Here is a 25,389-nt window from a genome sequence, read left to right on the forward strand (position 1 = left end):
CTAACGCTCCTGCTGGTGAGTGGGGCCGAGATGGATACTGCCGGTCTGCGGGCCGTTGTTGGCCTGCCGACCCTGCTGGATGCCCCGGCGGAGATTGGTCAGACGACCGCGCACGTCATCGGGCGCGCGCGAAACCTGTGGTCCGGACTGGTGATTCTGCTGCTGTGCGGTCCCCGGAACCAAATTGGCGCGGGGAACACGGCGGGGCAGCCCGGAAGTGGTGACCCCGCCGGCGGCGGGCTTCTTGACCCGTTCGGCCTGGCGTACGAGCTCGTCGTTGGGCGAGGCCCGCCACGAGCTGGTGACCGCGGGGTCGGCCGCACCACGCCGAGGCATGGGCGGGACCGGCACATCGGAGGAGTCAGGAGCGGCCGGCGCCTGCGGTTCGGCGGGCGGCTGCTGGCCGCCCTGGCCCGGACCGTGGAACCAGTTCGTCTCCAGGGTGTCGTACAGCGGCGTACGGCCGTCCCCGGGACCGGCCGGCGGCAGGGCCTCCGGCTGCTGGGCCGGACGGTACGGCAGGGCCTCGCCCGCCGGGGAGGCGGACGGCAGCGGAGCACCGAAGTCATTGCCCTCCGCACCGCGCTGACGCGGCGCGGGCAGCTGCTGACCCTGGTCGTACTGCCCCTGGCCCAGCTGGTTCTGGTCCGGCTGCTGCGGGACACCGAAATCGGGCCGCGCGAACTGCGCGGTGCTCGCCGGGTCCTGGCCCTGCGGAGCGCCCTGCGGGTACGACCGGTCCTGGGGAGCCCCCGGCGCCGAGAAGTCGGGCCGGGCGAACTCGGAGGTGGCGCCGGGGCCCTGGCGGTCGTCCGACGGCCCCTGGTTCAGCGGGGTCTGGAACGACCGGTCCTGGCCGAGGTCCGACGGACGGGCGAACTGCCCGGTCGCGTCGTGCTCCTCGTGTCCGCGAGGCGTGTCCGCGCCCCAGCTGGTGGTCGCCGGGCGCTGCGGCTGCGGGTTGCCCCCGGGCAGCTCGGCACGCGGTCCACCGGGCGGCGGCAGCTGACGGCCGGGGCCACCGGACTGCTGGAAGCCGCCCTGTGCGGGGCCGCTCTGCTCCTGACGGCCCTGGGGCTGCGCTCCGGGGCCCTGCTGGCTCTGCTGGTTCGACTGGTTCTGCCAGCCGGACGGGTTCTGCTGGTTCGGCGGTGCGAACTGACCCGGGCGCCCGTTCTGCCCGGGGGAGGGCGGAGCGCCGTGCCCGAACAGGTTGGTCGCGTCACCGCGGCCCGGGGCCTCGCCCTGCGGGCCGCCCTGGCCGCCGCGGGCGCCGAGCCGGGCGCTGTTGCCGAAGGCGCCGGAGAGGCCGCCGCCCTGGCGCTGGGGCGCCGGACCCTGACCGGGGAATTCCTGGCCCGGTCCGCCGGTGTTCGGCCGGCCGCCGCCCTGAGGGCCCTGCGGACGGTCGGCTCCGGTGTCCCGGGCCGGCAGTGCCGCCCGGGGACCCGCGCCCGCGCCGACCTGGCCGCGCTGGGCGCCCGGTCCACCGCCGAGGCTCTTGGCGCCCGGACCGGCCGGTCCGCCGCCCAGGCCCGCGCGCTGACCGTTGCCGGCGCCGTTCCCGTTGCCCGCGAGCAGACCGCCCGGGGCGCCGGGCTGCTGTCCGGGGCCCTGCTTGGACGCGGGCTGCTTGCCGCCGTGCGCGACGTCGACGGGCAGCATGACCAGTGCGGTCGTACCGCCGGAGTCGGAGGGGCGCAGCTGGATCCGGATGCCGTGACGCAGAGAGAGCCGGCCGACCACGAACAGACCCATGCGGCGGGAGACGGAGACGTCCACGGTGGGCGGCTGCGCGAGCCGCTCGTTGATCGCGGCGAGGTCCTCGGGGGAGAGGCCGATGCCGGTGTCGTGGATCTCGACGAGCACCCGCCCGTCGGGCAGCGCGTGACCGGTGACCTTGACCTTCGTCTGCGGCGAGGAGAACGACGTCGCGTTCTCCAGCAGCTCGGCGAGCAGGTGCACGAGGTCGTTGACGACCCGTCCCGCGACCTCGGTGGCGGGCACCGCGGACAGTTCGATGCGCTCGTACTGCTCCACCTCGGAGGCGGCGGCGCGGAGCACGTCGACCAGCGGGACGGGCCGGGTCCACCGACGTCCCGGCTCCTCGCCCGCGAGGACGAGGAGGTTCTCGCCGTTACGGCGCATACGGGTCGCGAGGTGGTCGAGCTTGAAGAGCGAGGACAGCTGGTCCGGGTCGGCCTCGCGGGACTCCAGCTCCGAGATGAGCGAGAGCTGGCGCTGGATGAGGCCCTGCGAGCGGCGCGAGAGGTTGGTGAACATCGCGTTGACGTTGCCCCGGAGGAGGGCCTGCTCGGCGGCGAGGCGGACGGCCTCGCGGTGCACGTCGTCGAAGGCCGCGGCCACCTGGCCGATCTCGTCCCGGGAGTGCACGCCGACCGACTCGACGGAGGTGTCGACGTCCTGCGGGTCGGTCTCGGAGAGCTGCTTGACGAGCTCGGGCAGCCGGTCCTGGGCGACCCGGGTGGCGGTGTCCTGCAGACGCCGCAGCGAACGGATCATGGAGCGGGCGACCACGAAGGCGCCGACGAGCGAGACGCCGAGCACGATGAGGATGACCGCACCGTTGATGATCGCCTCGCGCTGGGAGGCCTGGCGCAGCTCGCGGGCCTTGGCCTCCATGTCGCTGAGGAGGGTGGCCTCGATCGTCTCCATGGCCTTGATCTTGATGGTGCTCTGGTCGTACCAGTCCAGGTACGACCGGACCTGCTTGCCCTCGATGCCGTTCGTGGTGTCCAGGATCCGCTTGGCGTACATGTTCCCGGCGTTGATCTCCGGGTTGCCGTTGTCCAGGGGCGCCATGAGCTCCTCGGCGCTCTCCCCGGTCGTCCCGTAGATCGTCTTGAACGAGGTGAGGGCCCGGGACTCCTTGGCGAGCGCGTTGGAGCCGAACTGCCGGTCGTTCGGGTTGAGGTGCGGCTCCTTGACCGAACCGCCCGGCAGGGCCGCGGCGATGACCGCGCGCTGGACCGAGGCGTACTCCTTGGCGGAGGAGAACGCCGCCAGGGCCCGGGTCCGCTTGATCATGTCCGGGTTGCTGGTCGCCTGCGCCATGTCCTGCGAGAGGCTCAGCAGCGAGGTGATCAGCTGGTTGTACTGGTCGATGGTGTTGAGGCTCGGCGCGCCCTCTTCGTACGCCGTCTTGCGGATCGTACGGATGGTGCCGAGCTGGGAGGCGATCTGCGAGATGCTCGCGTGGATGCTGTCGAGCGCCTCGTCGCCCTCGGAGTCACCGATCGAGTCGGTCTCGTCGAGGAAGGCGTCCTTGGCCCGGTCGGTCTTGTCCCGGGGCCCGGTGACCTTGTAGTCGGTGGGCTTGGACTTGTTGGACAGCGGACCGGCCGACTGGTCGCGCTCCACCTGCAGCGCCTGGGCGAGCGAGGTCGCCTGCTTGGTCATCTTGGTCAGCAGCTGCATGTGCTGCAGCTGCTGGCTGTCGTTCATGGACTCGTTGATCCTCAGACCGCCCAGGCTGGTCGCGGCGACCACGGGGAGGGCGAGGAGGGAGACCAGCCGTGTGCTGATGCGCCAGTTACGGAGCGCTACGCGAGAACCCGTGTCGACCGGGCCGCGCGGTTGCGCGGGCGTGGTCGGCTCCGCGCCGCCGCTCGTCGTGGAGCCCGAGCCCTGCGCGCGGTCGCTGTTGTCGCCGGCAGCGGCCGGCCCGGGGTTCTGGGCGTGCTGGGGCGAGGAACCGCGGTCGGTCCCGCCGCGCGGCTCCTGTTCCGCCGGAGCGCTGCCATCCCTCTTGAAACGTCCCTGCACTAGCGTCGCAACCTCTGGACCAGGCGTCCCGCCCGCGTGTGCGGACAAGAACGGTGTCGGCGTCGTGGGGCGCTGGACGCGCCCCATGGGTGGTCGTATGAGTGACCGGCGTACTTCCCCCTCCCGCCGCCACTCGGCGCTGCGTTGCGCCCCTGCGCGCCGGCCTGAAACCCGCGGCGGTGCGTGGAATTCCAGCACAGTGCAGGATCTCCAACAAGGGCCATGTACCGGGCTGTGACCTGCGTGACACGTTGTGATGGGCGAGTGACAAGCAGTGGAGAGTGATCGTGGGTAAAGCGGACTATTGCGGAGGACTCACCTAGGGGAGGGGGGTGTCCCAGACGCGATGATCAGGAGCGGAATGGTGGATTCAGTGATGCATTGTCCGTTTTGTGGATCAAGGCCAGCTGTCCATAATGGGCCAATTGTCGATTAGTTCGTGAGCAAACTCACATGATGATCGTCGCCTCATCCCGGCTCCGGCGGGGAATCGGATGTTTAGCCTGACGCTTTACAGGGATGGCGAATCCGACAAGCCGGCGCCGCGACGAGCGACGCCCTCACCGACAGGGTCCTGACGGCAGATGAAGACGACGACGATGTTCCGCAACATTGCCAACCCCCGGCGCACCACGCTGGCGCACCTCGAGGACGCCGAAGCGCTGCGGACGCCCCCCCAGCCGGAGCACGCCGCCGACCTCCCGACCGTGACGGCCAACCCGCGCCGCACCATCCTGATGGAAGCCCCGGTCACGGCCGCCCAGTAGGGCCCGGCCGGCCACCGCCTTCCGCGCGCACTCATACGCGAGGCTGTCCCCTCTCATCGCGCTAGCCTGGAGCGTCAGTCTTCAGCCAGCCAGCAAGTGAGGGGCGACAGCATCCCGTGCGCATCGCCAGGTTCTCCATCGACGGCAATGTCGCCTTCGGCGCCGTCGAGGGACAGGGCACCGTGGAATCCGGTGACCTCGTCCTCGACATCATCAAGGGCATTCCGTACGCCGACTTCGAGCTCTCGGGCACCAAGGTCCCGCTGAACAAGGTCCGGCTGCTGCCTCCCGTGCTCCCCAACAAGGTCGTGGCCATCGGCCGCAACTACGCGGAGCACGCCGCCGAACTCGGCCACGAGGTCCCCGACGCGCCGATCACCTTCTTCAAGCCCACCACCTCGGTGATCGGCTCCGGCGACGCGATCGAGTACCCCTCCTTCTCCAACGAGCTGCACCACGAGGCCGAGCTGGCCGTGGTCATCGGCCGCATGTGCCGCGAGGTCCCCCGCGAGCGAGTCAAGGACGTCATCCTCGGCTACACCTGCGCCAACGACGTCACCGCCCGCGACGTGCAGCAGCGCGAGAAGCAGTGGGCCCGCGCCAAGGGCTTCGACACCTCCTGCCCGCTGGGCCCCTGGGTGGAGACCGAGGTGGACCCCCACGACCTCACCATCCAGGCGACGGTCAACGGCGAGCAGCGACAGCTCGGCCGCACCAGCGACATGGTCCGCTCCATCGAGGACCTGATCGTCCACATCACGGAAGCCATGACGCTGCTCCCGGGCGACGTGATCCTCACGGGCACCCCAGCGGGGGTCGGCCCCCTGCACGTCGGCGACGAGGTCGCCGTCACCATCGAAGGCATCGGCACTCTCACCAACAAGGTGATCAAGCGTGGCTAACGCACCATTCCCCAAGCTCTCGGCTTCGCTCGACCAGGGGAGGCCCTATCGCGTACGTTTCTGTCCCTCCCCGACCGGCAACCCCCACGTGGGCCTGGTCCGGACGGCGCTGTTCAACTGGGCCTTCGCCCGGCACCACCAGGGCACCCTGGTCTTCCGGATCGAGGACACCGACGCGGCGCGCGACTCGGAGGAGTCCTACCAGCAGCTGCTCGACTCGATGCGCTGGCTGGGCCTGGACTGGGACGAGGGCCCCGAGATCGGCGGCCCGCACGCCCCCTACCGCCAGTCGCAGCGGATGGACCTGTACAAGGACGTCGCCGAGAAGCTGCTCGCCGCCGGACACGCCTACCCCTGCTACTGCACCACCGAGGAGCTGGACACCCGCCGCGACGCCGCCCGCGCCGCCGGGAAGCCGTCCGGCTACGACGGCCACTGCCGCGACCTCACCGCCGAGCAGAAGACCGCGTACGAGGCCGAGGGCCGCAGCTCGATCGTCCGCTTCCGGATGCCCGACGAGGCCATCACCTTCACCGACCTGGTCCGCGGCGACATCACCGTCCAGCCGGAGAACGTCCCGGACTACGGCATCGTCCGCGCCAACGGGGCCCCGCTCTACACGCTGGTCAACCCGGTCGACGACGCGCTGATGGAGATCACCCACGTCCTGCGCGGCGAGGACCTGCTCTCCTCCACCCCGCGCCAGATCGCCCTCTACCGGGCGCTCATCGAGCTGGGCATCGCCAAGGAAACCCCCGCCTTCGGCCACCTGCCGTACGTCATGGGCGAGGGCAACAAGAAGCTCTCCAAGCGTGACCCGCAGGCCTCGCTCAACCTCTACCGCGAGCGCGGCTTCCTCCCCGAGGGGCTGCTGAACTACCTCTCGCTGCTGGGCTGGTCGATCGCCGAGGACCGCGACATCTTCTCGATGGACGAGCTGGTCGCCGCGTTCGACATCAAGGACGTCAACGCCAACCCGGCCCGCTTCGACCTCAAGAAGTGCGAGCACATCAACGCCGAGCACATCCGCATGCTGGACGTGAAGGCCTTCACCGAGGCCTGCGGCCCGTGGCTGCGGGCCCCCTTCGCCCCCTGGGCCCCGGAGGCGTTCGACGCCGAGAAGTGGACGCGGATCGCCCCGTACGCCCAGACCCGGGTCACGGTGCTCTCCGACATCACCGACAACGTCGACTTCCTCTTCCTCGACGAGCCGGTGGAGGACGAGGCGTCCTGGACCAAGGCGATGAAGGGCGACCCGGCGGCCCTGCTCACCACCGCCCGCGCCAACCTGGAAGCGGCCGACTGGAGCGACCCGGAGTCCCTGAAGAACGCCGTCCTCACCGCCGGCGAGGCCCACGGTCTCAAGCTCGGCAAGGCGCAGGCCCCGGTCCGCGTCGCCGTCACCGGCCGCACCGTCGGCCTGCCGCTCTTCGAGTCCCTGGAGATCCTCGGCCGCGACAGGAGCCTGGCCCGCGTGGACGCCGCGCTGGCGAAGCTGACCGCGTAAGCGACAGGACACCCCCGAGGAGGGCCGCAGCCGACCGGCTGCGGCCCTCCTCGGCCTTTCCGCCTTCTCGGCCGACCGCCTGCGGCTACCGTGAGATCCATGCCGATCCGCGCCGTGCTCTGGGACATCGACGACACGATCTTCGACTACGCGAATGCCGACCGCATCGGTATGCGGCAGCACCTGGAGCGTGAGGGGCTGCCCGAGACGTACGCCTCGGTCGAGGTGGCCCTCGACGCCTGGAAGGCGCTGAGCGTGCGGCACTGGACCCGGATGACCGCCGGTGAGACCGACTTCCGAGGACAGCGGCGGGACCGGGTGCGGGAGTTCCTCTCCCGCGATCTGGAGGATGCCGAGGCCGAGGCGTGGTTCGGCCGCCACGCCGCCCACTACGAGGCCGCCTGGGCGCTCTTCCCGGACGTCCTGCCGGTGCTCGACCTGCTGGCCCGTGACTACCGCCACGGAATCCTCTCCAACGCCAACACCGACCACCAGCAGCACAAGCTGACCGCGCTCGGCATCCGGGACCGCTTCGAAGCGATGGTCTGCGCGGTCGAGCTGGGGATCGCCAAGCCGGAGGCCGCCGCCTTCCACGCGGCCTGCGAGGCGCTCGCGCTGGAGCCGCACGAGGTGGCGTACGTCGGCAACGAGCCCGACATCGACGCCGGTGGAGCCGTCGCCGCCGGGCTGACCGGTATCTGGCTCGACCGGCGGAGCAGCGGCGGGAGGCCGGATCTCGTGACGATCACCGGGCTCGACCAGCTCCCCGGGCTGTTGGCGGGCCATACCCGTTTTGGAGCGCCGGACACCTTCGGGTAATGTTCTTTCTGCGCCGCCCGAGCGGGCCGAAAGATCCGGCCGGGAAGCGCAGACAGAGATGAAACCCCCTCCAGGGGTTGCGTTTCAGTGGGCTATGGTGTAATTGGCAACACTACGGTTTCTGGTACCGTCATTCTAGGTTCGAGTCCTGGTAGCCCAGCGCAAGACCAAGCAGTACGAGCAAGATCAGCAGGACAAGCCCCCGTTGTGTAGCGGCCTAGCACGCTGCCCTCTCACGGCAGTAGCGCCGGTTCGAATCCGGTCGGGGGTACAGATCCTTCCCGCGAGAACATCATGGGTCGCACCCATCGCTCTCGATGCAGGATCGCTAGGGCCCCCGTTGTGTAGCGGCCTAGCACGCTGCCCTCTCACGGCAGTAGCGCCGGTTCGAATCCGGTCGGGGGTACTTGTCACACCATGGGCTATGGTGTAATTGGCAACACTACGGTTTCTGGTACCGTCATTCTAGGTTCGAGTCCTGGTAGCCCAGCGCAAGTCAGCAGTGAACACGCCCCCGTTGTGTAGCGGCCTAGCACGCTGCCCTCTCACGGCAGTAGCGCCGGTTCGAATCCGGTCGGGGGTACAACAGAGCAGTACGGGAAGGCCCTTCACCTCGGTGGGGGGCCTTCCCGCTTGTCCGGAGTGGGATGCCCCGTGCCAAGTCGCCCGCCCTACACGGTGGTTGCGCCCCGTGGGGGAGTCCCGGAAAAGGAAAAGGGCCGCCACGACGCTGGGGCGGCCTTCGGGAAGTTCGGTCACGAGGAAGTGGGTGTGCGGCGTCAGCCCGTGCGGCGCAGGGCCTCGCTCAGCCGTGCCGCCGAGTCGATGACCGCCTGGGCGTGCATCCGCCCCGGGTGGCGGGTCAACCGCTCGATGGGCCCGGAGACCGAGACCGCGGCGACCACCCGGTTCGACGGGCCGCGCACCGGTGCCGAGACCGAGGCGACGCCCGGCTCCCGCTCGCCGATCGACTGGGCCCAGCCCCGTCGCCGTACGCCGGAGAGCGCCGTCGCCGTGAACCTGGCGCCCTGGAGCCCCCGGTGAAGGCGCTCCGGCTCCTCCCAGGCCATCAGGATCTGGGCGGAGGAACCCGCCTTCATCGTGAGGGTCGAGCCGACCGGCACCGTGTCCCGGAGTCCGGACAGCCGTTCCGCCGCGGCCACGCAGATACGCATGTCGCCCTGCCGGCGGTAGAGCTGCGCGCTCTCGCCGGTGATGTCGCGCAGGTGGGTGAGCACCGGTCCGGCCGTGGCCAGCAGGCGGTCCTCGCCCGCCGCGGCTGCCAGTTCCGACAGCCGGGGGCCGAGAATGAACCGGCCCTGCATGTCCCTCGCCACCATCCGGTGGTGTTCCAGTGCCACGGCCAGTCGATGGGCCGTGGGTCGTGCGAGCCCGGTCGCCGCGACCAGCCCGGCGAGGGTGGCCGGACCGGACTCCAGGGCGCTCAATACCAGAGCTGCCTTGTCGAGAACGCCGACGCCGCTAGAGTTGTCCATACGACGATACTCCCGTCTCACTCTGTGAAACGCAAGTTCAATTTTCGGCGGAAGTTGCGAACCTGTACGGGCGGCCGCACAACGGCTCGTAGCCACCGCCCCGCACGGGGGTCCGGACGGAGGCGCACCGAATCTCTAGTTGGGCCGGCGAAGAAGCCGGCCGGAGGGAAAGCGATGGGTAGGACACTCGCGGAGAAGGTCTGGGACGATCACGTCGTCCGGCGCGCGGAGGGCGAGCCCGACCTCCTCTTCATCGATCTGCACCTGCTGCACGAGGTGACCAGCCCGCAGGCCTTCGACGGGCTGCGCAAGGCCGGACGTCCGGTGCGGCGCCTCGACCTCACCATCGCCACCGAGGACCACAACACCCCGACCCTCGACATCGACAAGCCGATCGCCGACCCGGTCTCGCGCATCCAGCTGGAGACCCTGCGCAAGAACTGCGCGGACTTCGGCGTCCGGCTGCACCCGCTGGGCGACGTCGAGCAGGGCGTCGTGCACGTGGTCGGCCCGCAGCTGGGTCTGACCCAGCCCGGCACCACCGTGGTCTGCGGCGACTCCCACACCTCCACGCACGGCGCGTTCGGCGCACTGGCGTTCGGCATCGGCACCAGCCAGGTGGAGCACGTCCTCGCCACCCAGACGCTGCCGCTGGCCCGCCCGAAGACCATGGCCATCACGGTCGAGGGCGAACTGCCCGACGAGGTCACCGCGAAGGACCTGATCCTGGCGATCATCGCCCGGATCGGCACCGGCGGCGGCCAGGGCTACATCCTCGAATACCGCGGCTCCGCCATCGAGAAGCTCTCGATGGAGGCCCGGATGACCATCTGCAACATGTCGATCGAGGCCGGCGCCCGCGCGGGCATGATCGCCCCCGACGCCACCACCTTCGACTACCTCGAGGGCCGCGACCACGCCCCCGTGGGCGAGGACTGGGACACCGCCGTCGCGTACTGGAAGACCCTGCGCTCCGACGACGACGCGGTGTTCGACGCCGAGGTCGTCATCGACGCCACCGAACTGGCCCCGTTCGTCACCTGGGGCACCAACCCCGGCCAGGGCGCGCCCCTGTCGGCCAACGTCCCCGACCCGGCTTCGTACGAGGACGCCTCGGAGCGCTTCGCCGCCGAAAAGGCCCTGGAGTACATGGGGTTGACCGCCGGGCAGCCACTGCGTGACATCAACGTCGACACCGTCTTCGTAGGTTCGTGCACCAACGGCCGCATCGAGGACCTGCGTAACGCGGCCTCGATCCTGGACGGCCGCAAAGTCGCCGACGGTGTAAGGATGCTGGTCGTCCCCGGCTCGGTCCGGGTCGCGCTCCAGGCCGTCTCCGAGGGCCTGGACAAGGTCTTCACCGAGGCCGGCGCCGAATGGCGGCACGCGGGTTGCTCGATGTGCCTCGGCATGAACCCCGACCAGCTGGCCCCCGGCGAGCGCTCCGCCTCCACCTCGAACCGCAACTTCGAGGGTCGGCAGGGCAAGGGCGGCCGCACCCACCTGGTCTCGCCCCAGGTCGCCGCCGCCACCGCGGTGCTGGGCCATCTGGCCTCGCCCGCCGACCTGTCCGACGCCCGTACCCCCGCCGGAGTCCGATAGCCATGGAAGCATTCACCACGCACACCGGCCGGGCCGTTCCGCTGCGCCGCAGCAACGTCGACACCGACCAGATCATCCCCGCGCACTGGCTGAAGAAGGTCACCCGCGACGGGTTCGAGGACGGGCTCTTCGAAGCCTGGCGCAAGGACGAGAACTTCGTCCTCAACCGCCCCGAGCGCCAGGGCGCCTCGGTCCTGGTCGCCGGTCCCGACTTCGGTACGGGCTCCTCCCGCGAACACGCGGTCTGGGCCCTGCAGAACTACGGCTTCAAGGCCGTCGTCTCCTCCCGCTTCGCCGACATCTTCCGGGGCAACTCGCTGAAGAACGGCCTGCTCACCGTGGTCCTGGAGCAGAACGTCGTCGACGCGCTCTGGGAGCTGACGGAGGCCGACCCGACCGTCGAGGTGACCGTCGACCTGAAGACGCGCCAGGTACGCGCCGAGGGCATCACCGCCGACTTCGAGCTCGACGAGAACGCCCGCTGGCGACTGCTCAACGGCCTCGACGACATCAGCCTCACCCTTCAGAACGAAGCGGACATCGCCGCGTACGAGGCGGCCAGGCCCGCCTTCAAGCCGCGTACCATTGCCGCCTGAGCAGCGCTTTTCCAGGACTGCGCCCCCTGCCTCCCGGCAGGGGGCGCAGTCGCTTGTTGAGACCCCGTCGGGCGACAACTCGCCCCAGATGGCACAATCGGTGCATGGAACGCGACAGCCAACTCAAGCTCTATGGCCAAGTCGCCGACCGATTGAAGGAAGCGCACGCGAAGGTGCGTGCACTGCAAGTCCCGGAGAGCGTACGGATGGCGCTGACCCGGAAGCTGCTGGTCGTCACGGCCGCGGCGAAGCACGATCTCCCGGACGCGGCAAGGCGTCTGGACCGGATGATGAAGGACCTCGATGAGGGCCGATTCCCCGAAGGTGACTGACACGTGGAACTGCGCATCGGTCGACTTCGTTGCGGCACTAGGGTGATTAGCCCGTTTCGTGTTTGATTTGCGGTATATATCTGCCTAACGTGCGAAAAAGCTTGAACACTTTCGTTCTGGCAATGTCTCCGAAGGGGAAGACGTGAACAAGGCGCAGCTCGTAGAAGCGATTGCCGACAAGGTCGGCGGCCGTCAGCAGGCCGCAGACGCTGTCGACGCGGTACTCGACGCGATCGTCCGTGCCGTTGTCGCCGGGGACCGTGTCTCGGTCACCGGCTTCGGCTCGTTCGAGAAGGTCGACCGCCCGGCCCGGTACGCCCGCAACCCGCAGACGGGTGAGCGCGTCCGGGTCAAGAAGACCTCGGTGCCCCGCTTCCGCGCGGGCCAGGGTTTCAAGGACCTGGTGAGCGGCTCGAAGAAGCTCCCCAAGAACGACGTGGCCGTCAAGAAGGCCCCCAAGGGCAGCCTCTCGGGCGGATCCTCCGCCGCCCGTACGACGGTGAAGGCCGCCGCCGCCAAGAAGTCGGCCGCCAAGAAGGCCACCGCGAAGAAGACCACCGCCAAGAAGGCGACTCCGGCGAAGACCACCGCCGCAGCCAAGAAGGTCACCGCGAAGAAGACCACCGCGACGGCCAAGAAGGCCTCCGCGGCCGCCAAGAAGGCGACTCCGGCGAAGAAGGCCGCGACGACCGCCAAGAAGGCCTCGCCCAGCAAGACCGCGCCCGCCAAGAAGACCACGGCGAAGAAGGCGCCCGCGAAGAAGACCACGGCGCGCACCACCACGGCCAAGAAGGCCACCGCACGCAAGAAGTGAGACCGGGCACCCGCTCGCTCATCACAACGCGCCGGGCCGGGCTCCCCTCCGGGGGAGCCCGGCCCGCGGGCTTTGCGGGCCCCGTTCGGCCCAGGGGTCCCGCTCCGGTCGGGGCGGGGTCAGAACGTCTGCAGCGTCACCAGGGTGATCCGCAGGTCCGCTCCCTCGCCCTCGCCCTCGATCCGCACCCGCTGCCCCGGACGCAGCAGCAGCAGACCGCCCGCGTCGAAGGCCGGGGCGTCGAAGTCCACCGGGGTGCCGTCGTCCAGCAGCACGCTGCCGCTGCGGGTCTCGGGGTCGTACGTGTACGAGGTCGCCTGCATGGGCGGCAGCCTATCGGTCACGGAAGGGGGCGGCCGCGGCCGTGATCCGCGCCGTGTGCGGGCCCACCCCCAGGGCCAGGGCGACCCGCAGATCCTCGCCCGTATCGACGTCCCGGCGCACCGAGTCGACGCCGGACAGCGCTATTTCCGCCGCCCCCGACGCCAGGTGCCGGGCCCCGGACGGGCCGCCGAAAGCCGGACGGAATTCCGCACCGCGCGCGGCGGCCAGAAATGTCGTTCCGATTCCCGCCGCGTCCCGGAGAAAAGCGCTGGGAAAAGCGGAAGCGAAATCGAGCACCCGCGCCAATTCCTCGGTGCGCAGTGCCGGCAGATCCGCGTTGAGCGCCGCCACCGCGGTGGCGGGCCGCAGGGCCCGCACGGAGCGTGCGCCGTGCGCGAGGGCGGCGTTGAGCCCGGCCGCCGGAGCGTCCGGCACGATCCGCGCCCCGAGCGCGGAAAGAGCCGCCGCGGCCACGGCGTCGTCCGTGACGACCACCACATCCCGCACCAGGGAGCAGGCCAGCGCCGCGGCCACCGTGTCCTGGGCGAACGCCAGGGCCAGCCGGGGCCGCGCGGCATCGCCCGCCGCTTGCCCCAGGCGGCTCTTGGCCCGTGCGAGCGGCTTCAGCGGAACGACCAGGGACCAGGGCCCGGCCGGATCGGTGTTCGTGGCGATCTCCCCCTCCGTACGCGTCAGCACTTATTCTCGCCTGCCGGTACGACAACCTGGAGGTCCGCTACCGAACGTGAGGCGTACGGTGTTCTCGACAGAGCAGGGGCCTGGGGCGAGACTTGACCGCCAGTAGCCAGGCTGCAGGTCGAGAATCCCTAAGGAAGGTGTCCGAGTGTCCCGCCGCAGAATCGGCTTCTGGTACCGCCTGGCGGCGGTCATCGCCAAGCCGCCATTGGTGGTTCTGTTCAAGCGCGACTGGCGGGGGATGGAACACATTCCGGCCGACGGCGGATTCATCACCGCCGTCAATCACAACTCCTATCTGGACCCGCTCTCCTACGGCCACTTCCAGTACAACACCGGGCGGGTGCCGCGGCTCCTGGCGAAGGCCGGCCTCTTCCGCACCCCGTTCGTCGGGATGATGCTGCGCGGCACCGGCCAGATCCCCGTCTACCGCGAGACCACCAACGCCCTGGACGCCTTCCGGGCCGCCGTCGACGCCATCGAGCGCGGTGAGTGCGTCGCCTTCTACCCCGAGGGCACCCTCACCCGTGACCCCGACATGTGGCCGATGGCCGGCAAGACCGGGGCCGCCCGGGTCGCCCTGATGACCAAGGCGCCCGTCATTCCCGTCGCCCAGTGGGGCGCCAACCTCGCGATGCCGCCCTACGCCAAGGAGAACAAGTTCCGGCTGTTCCCCCGCAAGACGCTCCAGGTGCAGGCCGGGCCGCCCGTCGACCTCAGCCGCTTCCACGGTCTGGAGCCGACCCCCGAGGTGCTCCGCGAGGTGACCGAGGTCATCATGGCGGCGGTCACCCGCGAGCTGGAGGACCTGCGCGGCGAGAAAGCGCCCGCCGAGCTCTACGATCACCGCAAAGCCCGTGCTGAACAACGGCGCAGGGCCCAGGGAAAGGGACCCACGTGACGCACCCCGTAAAAGCAGCCGTCTTCGGAACCGGCTCATGGGGTACGGCCTTCGCCGTGATCCTCGCCGACGCGGGCTGCGAGGTCACCCTCTGGGGCCGCCGCGCCGAGGTCGCCGAGACCATCAACACCACCCGCACCAACCCGGACTACCTCCCGGGCATCGCGCTCCCCGACTCCATCCGAGCCACCACCGACGCCGCCGAGGCCCTGCGCGGCGCGGAGTTCGCGTTCCTCGTCGTGCCCTCCCAGACGCTGCGGGCCAACCTCGCCGACTGGGCCCCGCACCTGGAGCCCGACACCGTCCTGGTCTCCCTGATGAAGGGCGTCGAGCTGGGCACCGCCGAGCTGATGAGCGAGGTGATCGCGGACGTCACCAAGGTCTCCGCCGACCGCATCGCCGTCGTGTCGGGACCCAACCTGGCCAAGGAGATCGCCGAGCGACGCCCCGCCGCGGCCGTCGTCGCGTGCGCCGACGAGTCCGTCGCCCAGCGCCTCCAGGCCGCCTGCCACACCTCGTACTTCCGGCCGTACACCAACACCGACGTGGTCGGCTGCGAGCTCGGCGGCGCCGTGAAGAACGTCATCGGCCTCGCCGTCGGCATCGCGGACGGCATGGGCCTCGGCGACAACACGAAGGGCTCCCTCATCACCCGGGGCCTCGCCGAGACCACCCGACTGGGCCTGGCCATGGGCGCGGACCCGTTGACGTTCTCCGGACTCGCGGGCCTGGGCGACCTGGTGGCCACCTGCTCCTCGCCGCTCTCGCGCAACCACACCTTCGGCACGAACCTCGGCCGCGGCATGACGCTCCAGGAGACGATCGCCGTCACCAAGCAGACCGCCGAGGGCGTCAAGTCCTGCGAATCGGTCCTCGACCTGGCCCGCAGGCACGGGGTCGACATGCCCATCACCGAGACCGTCGTCTCGATCGTCCACGAGGGCAAGTCCCCGGTCGTCGCCGTCAAGGAGCTGATGTCGCGGAGTGCCAAGGCCGAGCGACGCTGACGTCTCCCTTACCAGCAGGTACGCTCATCGCGATATGAGCAGCGAGAACCTCCCCCAGAGCCCTGAGCGCGCCGAGAGCCCTGTGCCGCAGCGCCGCAAGCCCCGCGTGGCTGTCGTGTTCGGCGGCCGCAGCTCCGAACACGGCATCTCGGTCGTCACGGCCGGCGCCGTCATGAGGGCCATCGACCGGACCACGTACGACGTCCTGCCGATCGGCATCACGACGGACGGCCGCTGGGCGCTCACCGCCGACGATCCCGAACGCATGGCCATCACCGACCGCAAGGTCCCCGACGTGGACCGGCTCACCGAGTCCGCCGAGGGCAGCGTCGTGCTCTCCGTGGACCCCGGCAGCCGCGAGGTCCTCTACAGCGAACCCGGCTCCGTGCCCAAGGCGCTGGGCGAGGTCGACGTCGTCTTCCCCGTGCTGCACGGCCCGTACGGGGAGGACGGCACCCTCCAGGGTCTCCTCGAACTCTCCGGTGTGCCCTACGTCGGCGCGGGTGTCCTCGCCTCCGCCGTCGGCCAGGACAAGGAGTACATGAAGCGCGTCTTCCTCTCCTTCGGCCTGCCGGTCGGACCGTACGAGGTCGTCCGCCCTCGCGAGTGGGACAACGACCCCGCGGCCGCCCGCAAGCGGATCGTGGACTTCGCCGGCGAGCACGGCTGGCCGCTGTTCATCAAGCCCGCCCGCGGCGGCTCCTCGATGGGCATCACCAAGGTCGACTCCGTCGAAGGACTCGACGAGGCGATCGAGGAGGCCCGCCGCCACGACCCGAAGTTCCTCGTCGAGTCGCTGCTGCGCGGCCGCGAGATCGAGTGCGGGGTGCTGGAGTTCGAGGACGGCCCGCGCGCCAGCGTGCCCGCCGAGATCCCGCCGGTCACCGCACACGACTTCTACGACTTCGAGGCCAAGTACATCGACTCGGCCGCCGGGCTCGTGCCCGCACCGCTCACCGAGGAGCAGACCGCCGAGGTCCAGCGGCTCGCCGTCGCCGCCTTCGACGCCGTCTCCTGCGAGGGTCTGGTCCGCGCCGACTTCTTCCTCACCGAGGACGGCTCCTTCGTCATCAACGAGATCAACACCCTGCCGGGCTTCACCCCGATCTCCATGTACCCGCGCATGTGGCAGGAGAGCGGCGTCAGCTACCCGGAACTGGTCGACCGGCTGATCCAGGCCGCGTTGAGCCGCTCCACCGGACTGCGCTGACGAGGCCGACGGCCTTCAGAACTTGCTCGGTACCGTCCTGGAGACCGGGCCGGCGAACGAGGCCAGCGGCGTGATGTCGTGGGCGTACGTCGAGTCCATCGTGACCTCGACGTACGCCTTGCGGTACGTGGTGGTGAACCGGGGACCGGAGTCCTCGGGTTCCTCCAGCATCCACTGCACCCCGTCCGCCTCGACGCCCTGTGACTGGGGGTCGTCCATCTTGGCGGGCCGGGGGACCCCGCAGCGCAGTACGATCGCCCCGTCCCCCCAGCCGGCGGTCAGCTCCGAAGCCGGGGAGGGGTCGCTGCGTTCCAGTTCGAGGATGGTCTTCGGCAGTTCCTCGTGCAGGGCCTCGCAGTACGCCGCGGCCTTGGAGGACGGCGTGGGAACCGTGATCGAGGGCCCCGCGTCGCCGGGAGAACAGCCCGCCGCGGCCAGCACGAGCACGGCAGCGGACGGACCGAGGAGTATCGAGCGGGGGGAACGGCGGGCGGATGACGTCACCGGCCCAGCCTAGACGGGGGTCAGAGGTGGACGACCGGGCAGGTCAGGGTTCGTGTGATGCCGTCCACCTGCTGCACCTTGGCGACCACCATGCGGCCGAGTTCATCGACCGTGTCTGCTTGGGCCCGCACGATCACGTCGTACGGACCGGTGACGTCCTCTGCCTGGATGACTCCCGGGATCTTGGAAATGGTCTCGGCGACGATCGACGCCTTGCCCACCTCGGTCTGGATGAGGATGTACGCCTGTACCACGGAACCTCCAGGGCGGCCACGAGGATCATGTGGGGGAAAGGGACGCCACGTTATCGCGTTGCCGCGGGCCACGGGGAGACCTACGGGCCGGATGGCGTCCACAGCGTGGCGTACAGGGCGCAGAAGTTGACGTATCTCTTGACGGTACCGACAGCACAGACGGCTCGCGACCGGGGGCCCGGACGGGTGTCCGGGGCGATAAAGGAGAGGTGAGACTCGGTGAAGGGAACCGTGGGCGAGTTGGGGGAGTTCGGGCTCATCAGAGAGCTCACGTCCCGGCTCACCACCACTCCGGCGGTACGGCTGGGGCCCGGCGACGACGCCGCGGTCGTGGCCGCCCCCGACCGCAGGGTCGTGGCCAGTACGGACATCCTGCTGGAAGGCCGGCACTTCCGGCGCGACTGGTCGACGGCGTACGACGTCGGCCGCAAGGCCGCCGCCCAGAACCTCGCCGACATCGCGGCCATGGGCGCCGTGCCCACCGCGCTGCTCCTCGGCCTCGTCGTCCCCGCCGACCTCCCCGTCACCTGGGCCGCCGAGCTGATGGACGGGCTGCGCGACGAGTGCCAGGTGGCGGGCGCCGCCGTGGTCGGCGGCGATGTGGTCGGCGGTGACACGATCACCGTCGCGATCACCGCCCTCGGTGACCTGCGCAACCACGAACCGGTCACCCGGGGCGGCGCCCGCCCCGGCGACGTCGTCGCGGTCACCGGCTGGCTCGGCTGGTCCGCCGCCGGATACGCCGTGCTCTCCCGCGGCTTCCGCTCGCCCCGCGCCTTCGTCGAGGCCCACCGCCGCCCCGAACCGCCGTACCACGCGGGCCCCGCGGCCGCCGGGCTCGGCGCCACCGCGATGACCGACGTCAGCGACGGTCTCGTCGCGGACCTCGGACACATCGCGGAGTCCAGCAAGGTCCGCATCGACCTGCGCTCCGGCCTCATCGACATCCCCTCGCAGATGTCCGACATCGGCCAGGCCGTCGGCGTCGACCCGCTCCAGTGGGTGCTGACCGGGGGGGAGGACCACGCGATCGTGGCGACCTTCCCGCCGGACGTGAAGCTGCCCGCCCGCTGGAAGGTGATCGGCGAGGTCCTCAACCCCTCCGCCCTGCCCCAGGTCACCGTCGACGGAGCGCCCTGGACCAGCAAGGGCGGCTGGGACCACTTCGGCTCCATCGAGGACACCCCGCCGAGCACGTGAGCGTTAGATTGCTGCGTATGCCCATACGTACCGCTGTACCGCCCCGTGTGCTCACCGTCGCCGGATCAGACTCCGGCGGCGGTGCGGGGATCCAGGCCGATCTGAAGACGATGCTCGCGCTCGGCGTGCACGGCATGAGCGTGCTCACCGCCGTCACCGCACAGAACTCCCTCGGCGTCCAGGGCGCGTGGGAGCTTCCGGTAGAAGCCGTACGCGCCCAGTACCGCAGCGTCGTCGACGACATCGGCGTCCAGGCCGTGAAGACCGGAATGCTCGCCTCCGCCGCTCTCGTGCAGACCGTCGCCGAACTCCTCGCCGGAACCGAGGCCCCCGTCGTCGTCGACCCGGTCGGCGTCTCCAAGCACGGCGACGCGCTGCTCGCCGCCGAAGCCCTCGATTCCGTACGGACGAAGCTGCTGCCCGTCGCCACCGTCGCCACCCCGAACCTCGACGAAGTGGCCCAGCTCACCGGGGTCACGGTCACCGACGAGAGCGGGATGCGCCGGGCCGCCGAGGAGATCCTCGCCTTCGGGCCGCGCTGGGTCGTGATCAAGGGCGGCCATCTGCCCGGTGAGGCGGTGGACCTGCTCACCGACGGGAGCGCGGAACACTGGCTGCGCGCCCCCCGGCACGACAACCGCCACACCCACGGCACCGGCTGCACCCTGGCCTCGGCCATCGCCTCCGGGCTCGCGCTCGGGAAGGACGTGCCCACGGCGGTACGGGACGCGAAGACGTACGTCACCGGCGCGATCGAGGCCGGTTTCCCGCTCGGCGGCGGCATCGGCCCCGTCGACCACGGCTGGCGGACCCGCCCGGCCGCCGATCCGGCTTCCTGAGCAGCCCTTCCGGCTCCCTGATCAGCCCCTGAGCACAGCAAAAAGCCGGTCCACCGAGGTGGACCGGCTTTTTGGGCAACCGGCAGGCTGCGCTACGACGGGGACGTCAGCGCGCGACCTTGCCGGCCTTGATGCACGAGGTGCAGACGTTGAGCCGCTTCGGCGTCCGACCGACCACGGCACGCACGCGCTGGATGTTGGGATTCCAGCGACGGGACGTACGGCGGTGCGAGTGCGAAATGCTGTTGCCGAAGCTCGGCCCCTTGCCGCAAACGTCGCAGTTGGCAGCCACGGGTCACTCCAAAGACTTCAGATGCACTTACAGTGAAATCCGGCGCGCCGGAATCATTTGACTGAAGTGGCGGTACCGGAGGAATGGCCCGACTCTCATCGGGCAACCGGAGCAGCATACAACGACTGCTTCGGAGATACGAAACTACCACGGGTCGGCCCCCCGCCCCGCCCGCCCCCTGTCCGGGCCGGAACCCCGACAGGCGGGCTAACCTGCGGTGCAGTCCGTCGCCACGGCCGATCGAGGAGGACCATCGGTGCCGCAGCTCCCCGACGATCTGAACGCCGTCGCGGTGCGCACGTGGTGCTCACTGGCCCTGGAGGCCCTGGGCCGGGAGCGCGCGGAGATCGACGCGATCAACGTCTATCCCATCGCCGACGGGGACACCGGCACCAATCTCTATCTGACCGTCGAGTCCGCCGCCGCGGCCGTCGAAGCGGTGTTCGCCGCGTACGAGACCGGAGCCACCGCGCCCGCCACCGCCGACGCCGTACGCGCCATGGCGCACGGCGCCCTGATCGGCGCCCGCGGGAACTCCGGCACCATCCTGGCCCAGCTGCTGCGCGGCATGGCCGGGGTGCTGGCCGACGGCGGCGACGCGGCGCACCTGCGCCTCGCCCTCAGCCGGGCCGCCGACGCCGCCCGTCGGGCCGTCGCCCACCCCGTCGAGGGCACCGTGCTCACCGTCGCCACCGCTGCCGCCGAGGCCGCCGAGGGCGAGGATCCGGACCTGCGCACCGTCGTGCACGCCGCGTACGACGGCGCGCGCGCGGCCCTCGCGAAGACGCCCGAGCAACTCGCCGTCCTCGGCCGGGCGGGTGTGGTCGACGCCGGGGGCCGGGGACTGGTCGCGGTCCTGGGCGCGCTGGTGGAGACCGTGACCGGGCAGGCTCCGGCACGGGGGCCCCGCACCGGGCCCGGGAGGACGCCCGCGCCCGTGGACGGCGGCTCCGTGGTGGGCCTGCCGGTGGGCGGCACCCCGGTGGAGGGAGACGCTCCGTCGGGGGAGGGGGTGCTCGACTGCCCCGAGGCCGGGGCGCCGGGCCCGCGTTCGAGGTGATCTACCTCCTGGAGGCCCGTGACGAGCAGGTGGCCCGGCTGCGCACCCGGCTCGACGCGCTCGGAGACTCCCTGGTCGTGGTGGGCGGCGACGGGCTCTGGCACGTCCACGTCCACGTCGACGACGCCGGGGCGGCCGTGGAGGCGGGCGTCGAGGCCGGGCGGCCGTACCGCATCCGGATCACCCACTTCGCCACCGAGAGCGGCCACGACCGCCGCGTCCAGGCCGAACCCACCCAGCGCGCCGTCGTCGTCGTGGTCCCCGGCGACGGACTGGCCGGGCTCTGCACCGAGGCCGGCGCCACCACGGTGATCGCCCGCCCCGGCGAACCGCCCGCCAGCGGCGAACTGGTCGACGCCATCCGCCGCGCCCACGCCCGTGAGGTGGTGCTGCTGCCCAACGACGCCGCTCTGCGCCACACCGCCGCCGCGGCCGCCGAACAGGCCAGGAGCGAGGGGGTCCGGGTCGCCCTCGTCCCCACCCGGGCCGCCGTCCAGGGCATCGCCGCCCTCGCCGTCCATGAGCCCGACCGGGGCTTCGACGAGGACGTGGTCGCCATGACCGCCGCCGCCGGCGCCACCCGCTACGCCGAACTGGCCGTTGCGGAGCGCCAGTCGTGGACCATGGCCGGGATCTGCCAGGCCGGGGACATCCTCGGCCTGATCGACGGCGACGTGGCCGTGATCGGCGCCGACGTCCCCGCCACCGCCCGTACCGTCCTCGACCGGATGCTGGCGGCGGGCGGCGAGCTGGTCACCCTCGTCCTCGGCGAGGACGTCCCCGACGCGCTGGCCGACGCGCTGGAGGAGCACGTGCGCGAGGGCTACCTCGCCGTGGACACCGTCGTCTACCGGGGCGGGCACCAGCGCGCACCGCTGCTCATCGGCGTCGAGTAGCCCGGAATCCGCGGCACGGGCCGCGCCCGGCGGACAGCTGTCAGTGCCGTGGTGTGCAATGGATCGCGTGTCCTCGTTCGATGAACCTCTGAAGAAGCTGCTCGGCGGAGCCACCGCGAAGGTGATGGCCGAACACCTCGACCTGCACACGGTCGGTGATCTGCTGCACCACTACCCGCGGCGGTACGAGGAGCGCGGCAAGCTGACCGCGCTGGCCGACCTCCCGCTGGACGAGCACGTCACGGTGCTCGCCCAGGTCGCCGACGCCAGGATCCTGATGTTCAACAACGGTCGGGGCAAACGCCTGGAGGTCACCCTGACCGACGGCAGCGGCCGCCTCCAGCTGGTCTTCTTCGGCCACGGAGTCCACAAGCCGCACAAGGAGCTGCTCCCCGGCCGCCAGGCGATGTTCGCGGGCAAGGTCTCCGTCTTCAACCGCAAGATGCAGCTCGCCCACCCCACGTACCAACTGCTCGACGCCTCCGACGCCGACGAGGCGACCGAGGCCGTGGACGCCTTCGCGGGGCGGCTGCTGCCGATCTACCCGGCCTGCAAGCAGCTCGACTCCTGGCGGATCGCCAAGGCCGTCGACGCCGTACTGCCCAGCGCGCGTGACGCGGTGGACCCGCTGCCCGCCGCCCTGCGAGAGGGCCGGGGCCTCACCTCACTGCCCGAGGCGCTGCTGAAGGCGCACCGCCCGCAGACGAAGGCGGACGTCGAGGACGCCAGGGCCCGGCTCAAGTGGGACGAGGCGTTCGTCCTCCAGGTCGCCCTGGCCCGCCGCCGCTACGCCGACACCCAACTCCCCGCCGTCGCCCGACGGCCCGTCGCGGACGGCCTGCTGGACGCCTTCGACGCCAAGCTGCCCTTCACCCTCACGGAGGGCCAGGAGAAGGTCAGCAAGGAGATCTTCGACGACCTGGCCACCGAGCACCCGATGCACCGCCTCCTCCAGGGCGAGGTCGGCTCGGGGAAGACGATGGTGGCGCTGCGCGCCATGCTCACCGTGGTCGACGCCGGCGGCCAGGCCGCGATGCTCGCCCCCACCGAGGTCCTCGCCCAGCAGCACCACCGCTCGATCACCGAGATGATGGGCGAGCTGGCCGAGGGCGGCATGCTGGGCAGCTCCGACCGGGGCACCAAGGTCGTCCTGCTCACCGGGTCCATGGGCATGGCGGCCCGCCGTCAGGCCCTGCTCGACCTGGTCACCGGCGAGGCGGGCATCGTCATCGGCACCCACGCCCTCATCGAGGACAAGGTGCGGTTCCACGACCTCGGCCTGGTCGTGGTCGACGAGCAGCACCGCTTCGGCGTGGAACAGCGCGACGCTCTCCGTTCCAAGGGCAAACAGCCGCCCCACCTCCTCGTCATGACCGCCACCCCCATCCCCCGTACGGTCGCGATGACCGTCTTCGGGGACCTGGAGACCTCCGTCCTGGACCAGCTCCCGGCCGGCCGCTCCCCGATCGCCAGCCACGTCGTTCCCGCCAAGGACAAGCCGCACTTCCTCAGCCGCGCCTGGGAACGCGTCCGCGAGGAGGTGGAGAACGGCCACCAGGCGTACGTGGTCTGCCCCCGCATCGGCGACGACGCGGAAGAGGCGGAGGGGAAGGGCGGGAAGAAGGCGAAGGCCAAGAAGCAGGCACCCGAGGAGGACGGGGACAAGCGCCCGCCGCTCGCCGTTCTGGAGATCGCCGACGAGCTGCGCAAGGGCGCGCTGACCGGACTGGGCGTCGAGGTGCTGCACGGGAGGATGCACCCCGACGAGAAGGACGACGTCATGCGCCGCTTCGCCGCCGGGGACGTCGACGTCCTGGTCGCCACCACCGTCATCGAGGTCGGGGTCAACGTCCCCAACGCCACCGCCATGGTGATCATGGACGCCGACCGCTTCGGCGTCTCCCAGCTCCACCAGCTCCGCGGCCGCGTCGGCCGTGGCTCCGCCCCCGGGCTCTGCCTGCTGGTCAGCGAGGCCCACGAGGCGAGCCCCGCCCGCGCCCGGCTCTCCGCCGTCGCCGCCACCCTCGACGGCTTCGAGCTCTCCCGCATCGACCTGGAGCAGCGCCGCGAGGGCGATGTGCTGGGCCAGGCCCAGTCCGGAGTGCGCTCTTCGCTGCGGATGCTCACCGTCATCGACGACGAGGAGGTGATCGTCGCCGCCCGGGAGGAGGCCGCCCGGATCGTCGCCGCCGACCCCGAGCTGGAACACCTGCCGGAGCTGCGCACGGTGCTGGCCGCACTCCTGGACAAGGACCGCGAGGAGTATCTCGACAAGGGGTGAGGGCGCGGGGCGTCCTGCCGGTCGGGCCGGTGCGGGCCGACCGGCCTATCGTGGAGGCACGGCACGCGCACAGCGCGCGATACCGACCCCGATACCGACCCGTCGACGGCCCGTGCGCCGTACGCCCCCGACCCCGAGGACCCGACACCCATGACCCGCGTGATCGCCGGCTCGGCCGGCGGACGCCGCCTGGCCGTCCCGCCCGGCACCGGCACCCGCCCCACCTCCGACCGTGCGCGCGAGGGCCTCTTCTCGACCTGGGAAGCACTGCTCGGCACCCTGGAGGGGGCCAGGGTCGCCGATCTGTACGCCGGATCCGGCGCCGTCGGCCTCGAAGCGCTCTCCCGCGGCGCGGTCCACGCCCTGCTCGTCGAGGCCGACCCGAAGGCCGTCCGCACCGTCCGCGACAACGTCCGCACCCTGGGCCTCCCCGGCGCCGAGGTCCGCACCGGCAGAGCCGAGCAGATCGTGACAGGACCGGCGCCCGCCGACCCGTACGGCATCGTCTTCCTGGACCCGCCGTACGCCGTCACCGACGACGATCTTCGCGAGATCCTGCTCACACTCCGTGCTCAGGGGTGGCTCGGCGACGATGTGCTCGTCACCGTGGAACGCAGCACCCGGGGCGGAGAATTCGGCTGGCCCGCCGGATTCGAGCCACTGCGGTCCCGTCGCTACGGCGAGGGAACGCTTTGGTACGGTCGCGCCGCCGCTACGTGCGAAGACGCACGATGACCGGACCGGAGAGCGAGGGAATCACAGTGCGCCGCGCCGTCTGTCCGGGGTCGTTCGACCCCATCACCAACGGACATCTCGACATCATTGGCCGAGCCTCGAAACTGTACGACGTGGTGCACGTGGCGGTGATGATCAACCAGTCCAAGAAGGGGCTGTTCACCGTGGACGAGCGGATCGAGCTGATCCGCGAGGTCACCGCCGACTTCGGCAACGTCGAGGTGGAGTCCTTCCACGGCCTGCTGGTCGACTTCTGCAAGCAGCGGGAGATCCCGGCGATCGTGAAGGGCCTGCGGGCCGTCAGCGACTTCGACTACGAGCTGCAGATGGCCCAGATGAACAACGGCCTCTCCGGCGTCGAGACGCTCTTCGTGCCCACCAATCCGACGTACAGCTTCCTGTCGTCCTCGCTGGTCAAGGAGGTGGCTACCTGGGGCGGCGATGTCTCCCACCTGCTGCCGCCGGCCGTGCACGAGGCGCTCGTGAAGCGGCTGGGCGAACGCTGAGCCGCTGACGGCCCGTCACCAGGTGTCGGGCGGCGGCCGACTGGCCTTACAGTCGTCCCGTCC

General features: G+C 70.8%; 23 protein-coding genes, 5 tRNA genes and 1 pseudogene. 22 read left to right on the top strand and 7 right to left on the bottom strand.

Annotation, left to right across the window (positions count from 1 at the left end; genetic code table 11):
- Window positions 1-3,786, bottom strand: coding sequence for a sensor histidine kinase (locus AC3CH1_RS20355; protein WP_488464224.1), 3,786 nt, complete (start codon window positions 3,784-3,786; stop codon window positions 1-3).
- A gap of 584 nt (window positions 3,787-4,370) precedes the next feature.
- Between AC3CH1_RS20355 and AC3CH1_RS20360 the strand changes: the two genes are divergently transcribed.
- The 9 genes from AC3CH1_RS20360 (at window position 4,371) to AC3CH1_RS20400 (ending at window position 8,364) form a co-directional block, all read left to right on the top strand.
- Window positions 4,371-4,553, top strand: coding sequence for a hypothetical protein (locus tag AC3CH1_RS20360; RefSeq protein WP_488464225.1), 183 nt, complete (start codon window positions 4,371-4,373; stop codon window positions 4,551-4,553).
- A 116-nt stretch (window positions 4,554-4,669) separates the two neighbouring features.
- Window positions 4,670-5,455, top strand: a complete 786-nt coding sequence (locus tag AC3CH1_RS20365; RefSeq protein ID WP_215104283.1) for a fumarylacetoacetate hydrolase family protein — start codon at window positions 4,670-4,672, stop codon at window positions 5,453-5,455.
- Window positions 5,448-6,962, top strand: a complete 1,515-nt coding sequence (gltX, locus tag AC3CH1_RS20370) for a glutamate--tRNA ligase (protein ID WP_488464226.1) — start codon at window positions 5,448-5,450, stop codon at window positions 6,960-6,962. Before AC3CH1_RS20365 ends, gltX begins: the two co-directional genes overlap by 8 nt.
- 99 nt (window positions 6,963-7,061) lie before the next feature.
- Window positions 7,062-7,781, top strand: a complete 720-nt coding sequence (locus tag AC3CH1_RS20375) for an HAD family hydrolase (protein ID WP_488464227.1) — start codon at window positions 7,062-7,064, stop codon at window positions 7,779-7,781.
- An 88-nt stretch (window positions 7,782-7,869) separates the two neighbouring features.
- Window positions 7,870-7,941 (top strand) — tRNA-Gln (locus AC3CH1_RS20380).
- A gap of 38 nt (window positions 7,942-7,979) precedes the next feature.
- Window positions 7,980-8,052 (top strand) — tRNA-Glu (locus tag AC3CH1_RS20385).
- Window positions 8,053-8,114: 62 nt separating this feature from the next.
- Window positions 8,115-8,187 (top strand) — tRNA-Glu (locus AC3CH1_RS20390).
- A gap of 12 nt (window positions 8,188-8,199) precedes the next feature.
- Window positions 8,200-8,271: transfer RNA gene (locus AC3CH1_RS20395), tRNA-Gln, on the top strand.
- A gap of 20 nt (window positions 8,272-8,291) precedes the next feature.
- Window positions 8,292-8,364, top strand: a tRNA-Glu gene (locus AC3CH1_RS20400).
- 196 nt (window positions 8,365-8,560) lie between these two features.
- Here AC3CH1_RS20400 and ndgR read toward each other — a convergent pair.
- Entirely contained in the window at window positions 8,561-9,277 is a 717-nt protein-coding gene (gene ndgR, locus AC3CH1_RS20405) for an IclR family transcriptional regulator NdgR (protein WP_003966003.1), read from the bottom strand.
- Window positions 9,278-9,451: 174 nt separating this feature from the next.
- Between ndgR and leuC the strand changes: the two genes are divergently transcribed.
- From leuC to AC3CH1_RS20425, 4 genes are all read left to right on the top strand, one after another.
- Entirely contained in the window at window positions 9,452-10,879 is a 1,428-nt protein-coding gene (gene leuC, locus AC3CH1_RS20410) for a 3-isopropylmalate dehydratase large subunit (RefSeq protein ID WP_488464228.1), read from the top strand.
- 2 nt (window positions 10,880-10,881) lie between these two features.
- The gene (gene leuD / locus AC3CH1_RS20415) at window positions 10,882-11,475 is read left to right on the top strand and encodes a 3-isopropylmalate dehydratase small subunit (protein ID WP_488464229.1); all 594 of its coding nucleotides are present in this window, start codon (window positions 10,882-10,884) and stop codon (window positions 11,473-11,475) included.
- A 104-nt stretch (window positions 11,476-11,579) separates the two neighbouring features.
- On the top strand, window positions 11,580-11,807 hold the full coding sequence (locus AC3CH1_RS20420) for an SCO5555 family protein (RefSeq protein ID WP_026291031.1): 228 nt from the start codon (window positions 11,580-11,582) through the stop codon (window positions 11,805-11,807).
- A gap of 142 nt (window positions 11,808-11,949) precedes the next feature.
- Window positions 11,950-12,621, top strand: a complete 672-nt coding sequence (locus AC3CH1_RS20425) for an HU family DNA-binding protein (RefSeq protein WP_265599086.1) — start codon at window positions 11,950-11,952, stop codon at window positions 12,619-12,621.
- 119 nt (window positions 12,622-12,740) lie between these two features.
- On the opposite strand, the gene AC3CH1_RS20430 is transcribed toward AC3CH1_RS20425, so the two are convergent.
- Window positions 12,741-12,944: a hypothetical protein gene (locus AC3CH1_RS20430; RefSeq protein ID WP_398063083.1), complete on the bottom strand. Its 204-nt coding sequence runs from the start codon at window positions 12,942-12,944 to the stop codon at window positions 12,741-12,743.
- 10 nt (window positions 12,945-12,954) lie between these two features.
- Window positions 12,955-13,641 (bottom strand): 2-phospho-L-lactate guanylyltransferase, encoded by a 687-nt coding sequence (gene cofC / locus AC3CH1_RS20435; protein ID WP_488464454.1) that lies wholly within the window; start codon window positions 13,639-13,641, stop codon window positions 12,955-12,957.
- Window positions 13,642-13,789: 148 nt separating this feature from the next.
- Between cofC and AC3CH1_RS20440 the strand changes: the two genes are divergently transcribed.
- From AC3CH1_RS20440 to AC3CH1_RS20450, 3 genes are read left to right on the top strand one after another with little or no spacing between them, the layout of a single operon-like run.
- Window positions 13,790-14,542, top strand: a complete 753-nt coding sequence (locus AC3CH1_RS20440) for a lysophospholipid acyltransferase family protein (RefSeq protein ID WP_069756515.1) — start codon at window positions 13,790-13,792, stop codon at window positions 14,540-14,542.
- Window positions 14,539-15,549, top strand: a complete 1,011-nt coding sequence (locus AC3CH1_RS20445) for an NAD(P)H-dependent glycerol-3-phosphate dehydrogenase (RefSeq protein WP_097867896.1) — start codon at window positions 14,539-14,541, stop codon at window positions 15,547-15,549. Before AC3CH1_RS20440 ends, AC3CH1_RS20445 begins: the two co-directional genes overlap by 4 nt.
- A gap of 34 nt (window positions 15,550-15,583) precedes the next feature.
- Complete coding sequence (locus tag AC3CH1_RS20450; RefSeq protein WP_488464230.1) at window positions 15,584-16,759, top strand: D-alanine--D-alanine ligase family protein; 1,176 nt, start codon at window positions 15,584-15,586, stop codon at window positions 16,757-16,759.
- Window positions 16,760-16,774: 15 nt separating this feature from the next.
- Here AC3CH1_RS20450 and AC3CH1_RS20455 read toward each other — a convergent pair whose 3' ends face one another.
- Window positions 16,775-17,263: a DUF3515 domain-containing protein gene (locus tag AC3CH1_RS20455; protein ID WP_488464231.1), complete on the bottom strand. Its 489-nt coding sequence runs from the start codon at window positions 17,261-17,263 to the stop codon at window positions 16,775-16,777.
- A gap of 20 nt (window positions 17,264-17,283) precedes the next feature.
- A complete protein-coding gene (locus AC3CH1_RS20460) occupies window positions 17,284-17,517 on the bottom strand; it encodes an Lrp/AsnC family transcriptional regulator (protein WP_006127869.1) in 234 nt (77 codons plus the stop codon).
- Window positions 17,518-17,736: 219 nt separating this feature from the next.
- Between AC3CH1_RS20460 and AC3CH1_RS20465 the strand changes: the two genes are divergently transcribed.
- Together AC3CH1_RS20465 and thiD are read left to right on the top strand one after the other, a co-directional pair.
- Entirely contained in the window at window positions 17,737-18,717 is a 981-nt protein-coding gene (locus tag AC3CH1_RS20465; RefSeq protein WP_488464232.1) for a thiamine-phosphate kinase, read from the top strand.
- A 17-nt stretch (window positions 18,718-18,734) separates the two neighbouring features.
- Window positions 18,735-19,556: a bifunctional hydroxymethylpyrimidine kinase/phosphomethylpyrimidine kinase gene (gene thiD / locus AC3CH1_RS20470; protein WP_488464233.1), complete on the top strand. Its 822-nt coding sequence runs from the start codon at window positions 18,735-18,737 to the stop codon at window positions 19,554-19,556.
- Between the two features lie 106 nt (window positions 19,557-19,662).
- Here the strand turns inward: thiD and rpmB are convergent, their stop codons facing one another.
- Window positions 19,663-19,848 (bottom strand): 50S ribosomal protein L28, encoded by a 186-nt coding sequence (gene rpmB, locus AC3CH1_RS20475; RefSeq protein ID WP_003965989.1) that lies wholly within the window; start codon window positions 19,846-19,848, stop codon window positions 19,663-19,665.
- Window positions 19,849-20,104: 256 nt separating this feature from the next.
- Between rpmB and AC3CH1_RS20480 the strand changes: the two are divergent.
- The 4 genes and pseudogenes from AC3CH1_RS20480 (at window position 20,105) to coaD (ending at window position 25,326) form a co-directional block, all read left to right on the top strand.
- Window positions 20,105-21,804 (top strand): annotated as a pseudogene (locus AC3CH1_RS20480) (DAK2 domain-containing protein).
- A 58-nt stretch (window positions 21,805-21,862) separates the two neighbouring features.
- Entirely contained in the window at window positions 21,863-24,085 is a 2,223-nt protein-coding gene (gene recG, locus AC3CH1_RS20485; RefSeq protein WP_488464234.1) for an ATP-dependent DNA helicase RecG, read from the top strand.
- A gap of 150 nt (window positions 24,086-24,235) precedes the next feature.
- Entirely contained in the window at window positions 24,236-24,820 is a 585-nt protein-coding gene (gene rsmD, locus AC3CH1_RS20490) for a 16S rRNA (guanine(966)-N(2))-methyltransferase RsmD (protein ID WP_488464235.1), read from the top strand.
- Window positions 24,821-24,846: 26 nt separating this feature from the next.
- Window positions 24,847-25,326: a pantetheine-phosphate adenylyltransferase gene (gene coaD, locus AC3CH1_RS20495; RefSeq protein ID WP_032787127.1), complete on the top strand. Its 480-nt coding sequence runs from the start codon at window positions 24,847-24,849 to the stop codon at window positions 25,324-25,326.
- The last annotated feature ends 63 nt before the right edge of the window (window positions 25,327-25,389 follow it).

This window comes from Streptomyces sp. MGP-P1 (assembly GCF_057766565.1).

What these genes read in the sequence shown, in the direction of transcription:
- AC3CH1_RS20420 (WP_026291031.1), top strand. Translation starts at nt 11,580, where the DNA reads ATGGAACGCGACAGCCAACTCAAGCTCTATGGCCAAGTCGCCGACCGA.
- thiD (WP_488464233.1), top strand. Translation starts at nt 18,735, where the DNA reads ATGCCCATACGTACCGCTGTACCGCCCCGTGTGCTCACCGTCGCCGGA.
- AC3CH1_RS20375 (WP_488464227.1), top strand. Translation starts at nt 7,062, where the DNA reads ATGCCGATCCGCGCCGTGCTCTGGGACATCGACGACACGATCTTCGAC.
- recG (WP_488464234.1), top strand. Translation starts at nt 21,863, where the DNA reads ATGGATCGCGTGTCCTCGTTCGATGAACCTCTGAAGAAGCTGCTCGGC.
- leuD (WP_488464229.1), top strand. Translation starts at nt 10,882, where the DNA reads ATGGAAGCATTCACCACGCACACCGGCCGGGCCGTTCCGCTGCGCCGC.
- leuC (WP_488464228.1), top strand. Translation starts at nt 9,452, where the DNA reads ATGGGTAGGACACTCGCGGAGAAGGTCTGGGACGATCACGTCGTCCGG.
- AC3CH1_RS20450 (WP_488464230.1), top strand. Translation starts at nt 15,584, where the DNA reads ATGAGCAGCGAGAACCTCCCCCAGAGCCCTGAGCGCGCCGAGAGCCCT.
- AC3CH1_RS20430 (WP_398063083.1), bottom strand. Translation starts at nt 12,944, where the DNA reads ATGCAGGCGACCTCGTACACGTACGACCCCGAGACCCGCAGCGGCAGC.
- ndgR (WP_003966003.1), bottom strand. Translation starts at nt 9,277, where the DNA reads ATGGACAACTCTAGCGGCGTCGGCGTTCTCGACAAGGCAGCTCTGGTA.
- rsmD (WP_488464235.1), top strand. Translation starts at nt 24,236, where the DNA reads ATGACCCGCGTGATCGCCGGCTCGGCCGGCGGACGCCGCCTGGCCGTC.
- AC3CH1_RS20360 (WP_488464225.1), top strand. Translation starts at nt 4,371, where the DNA reads ATGAAGACGACGACGATGTTCCGCAACATTGCCAACCCCCGGCGCACC.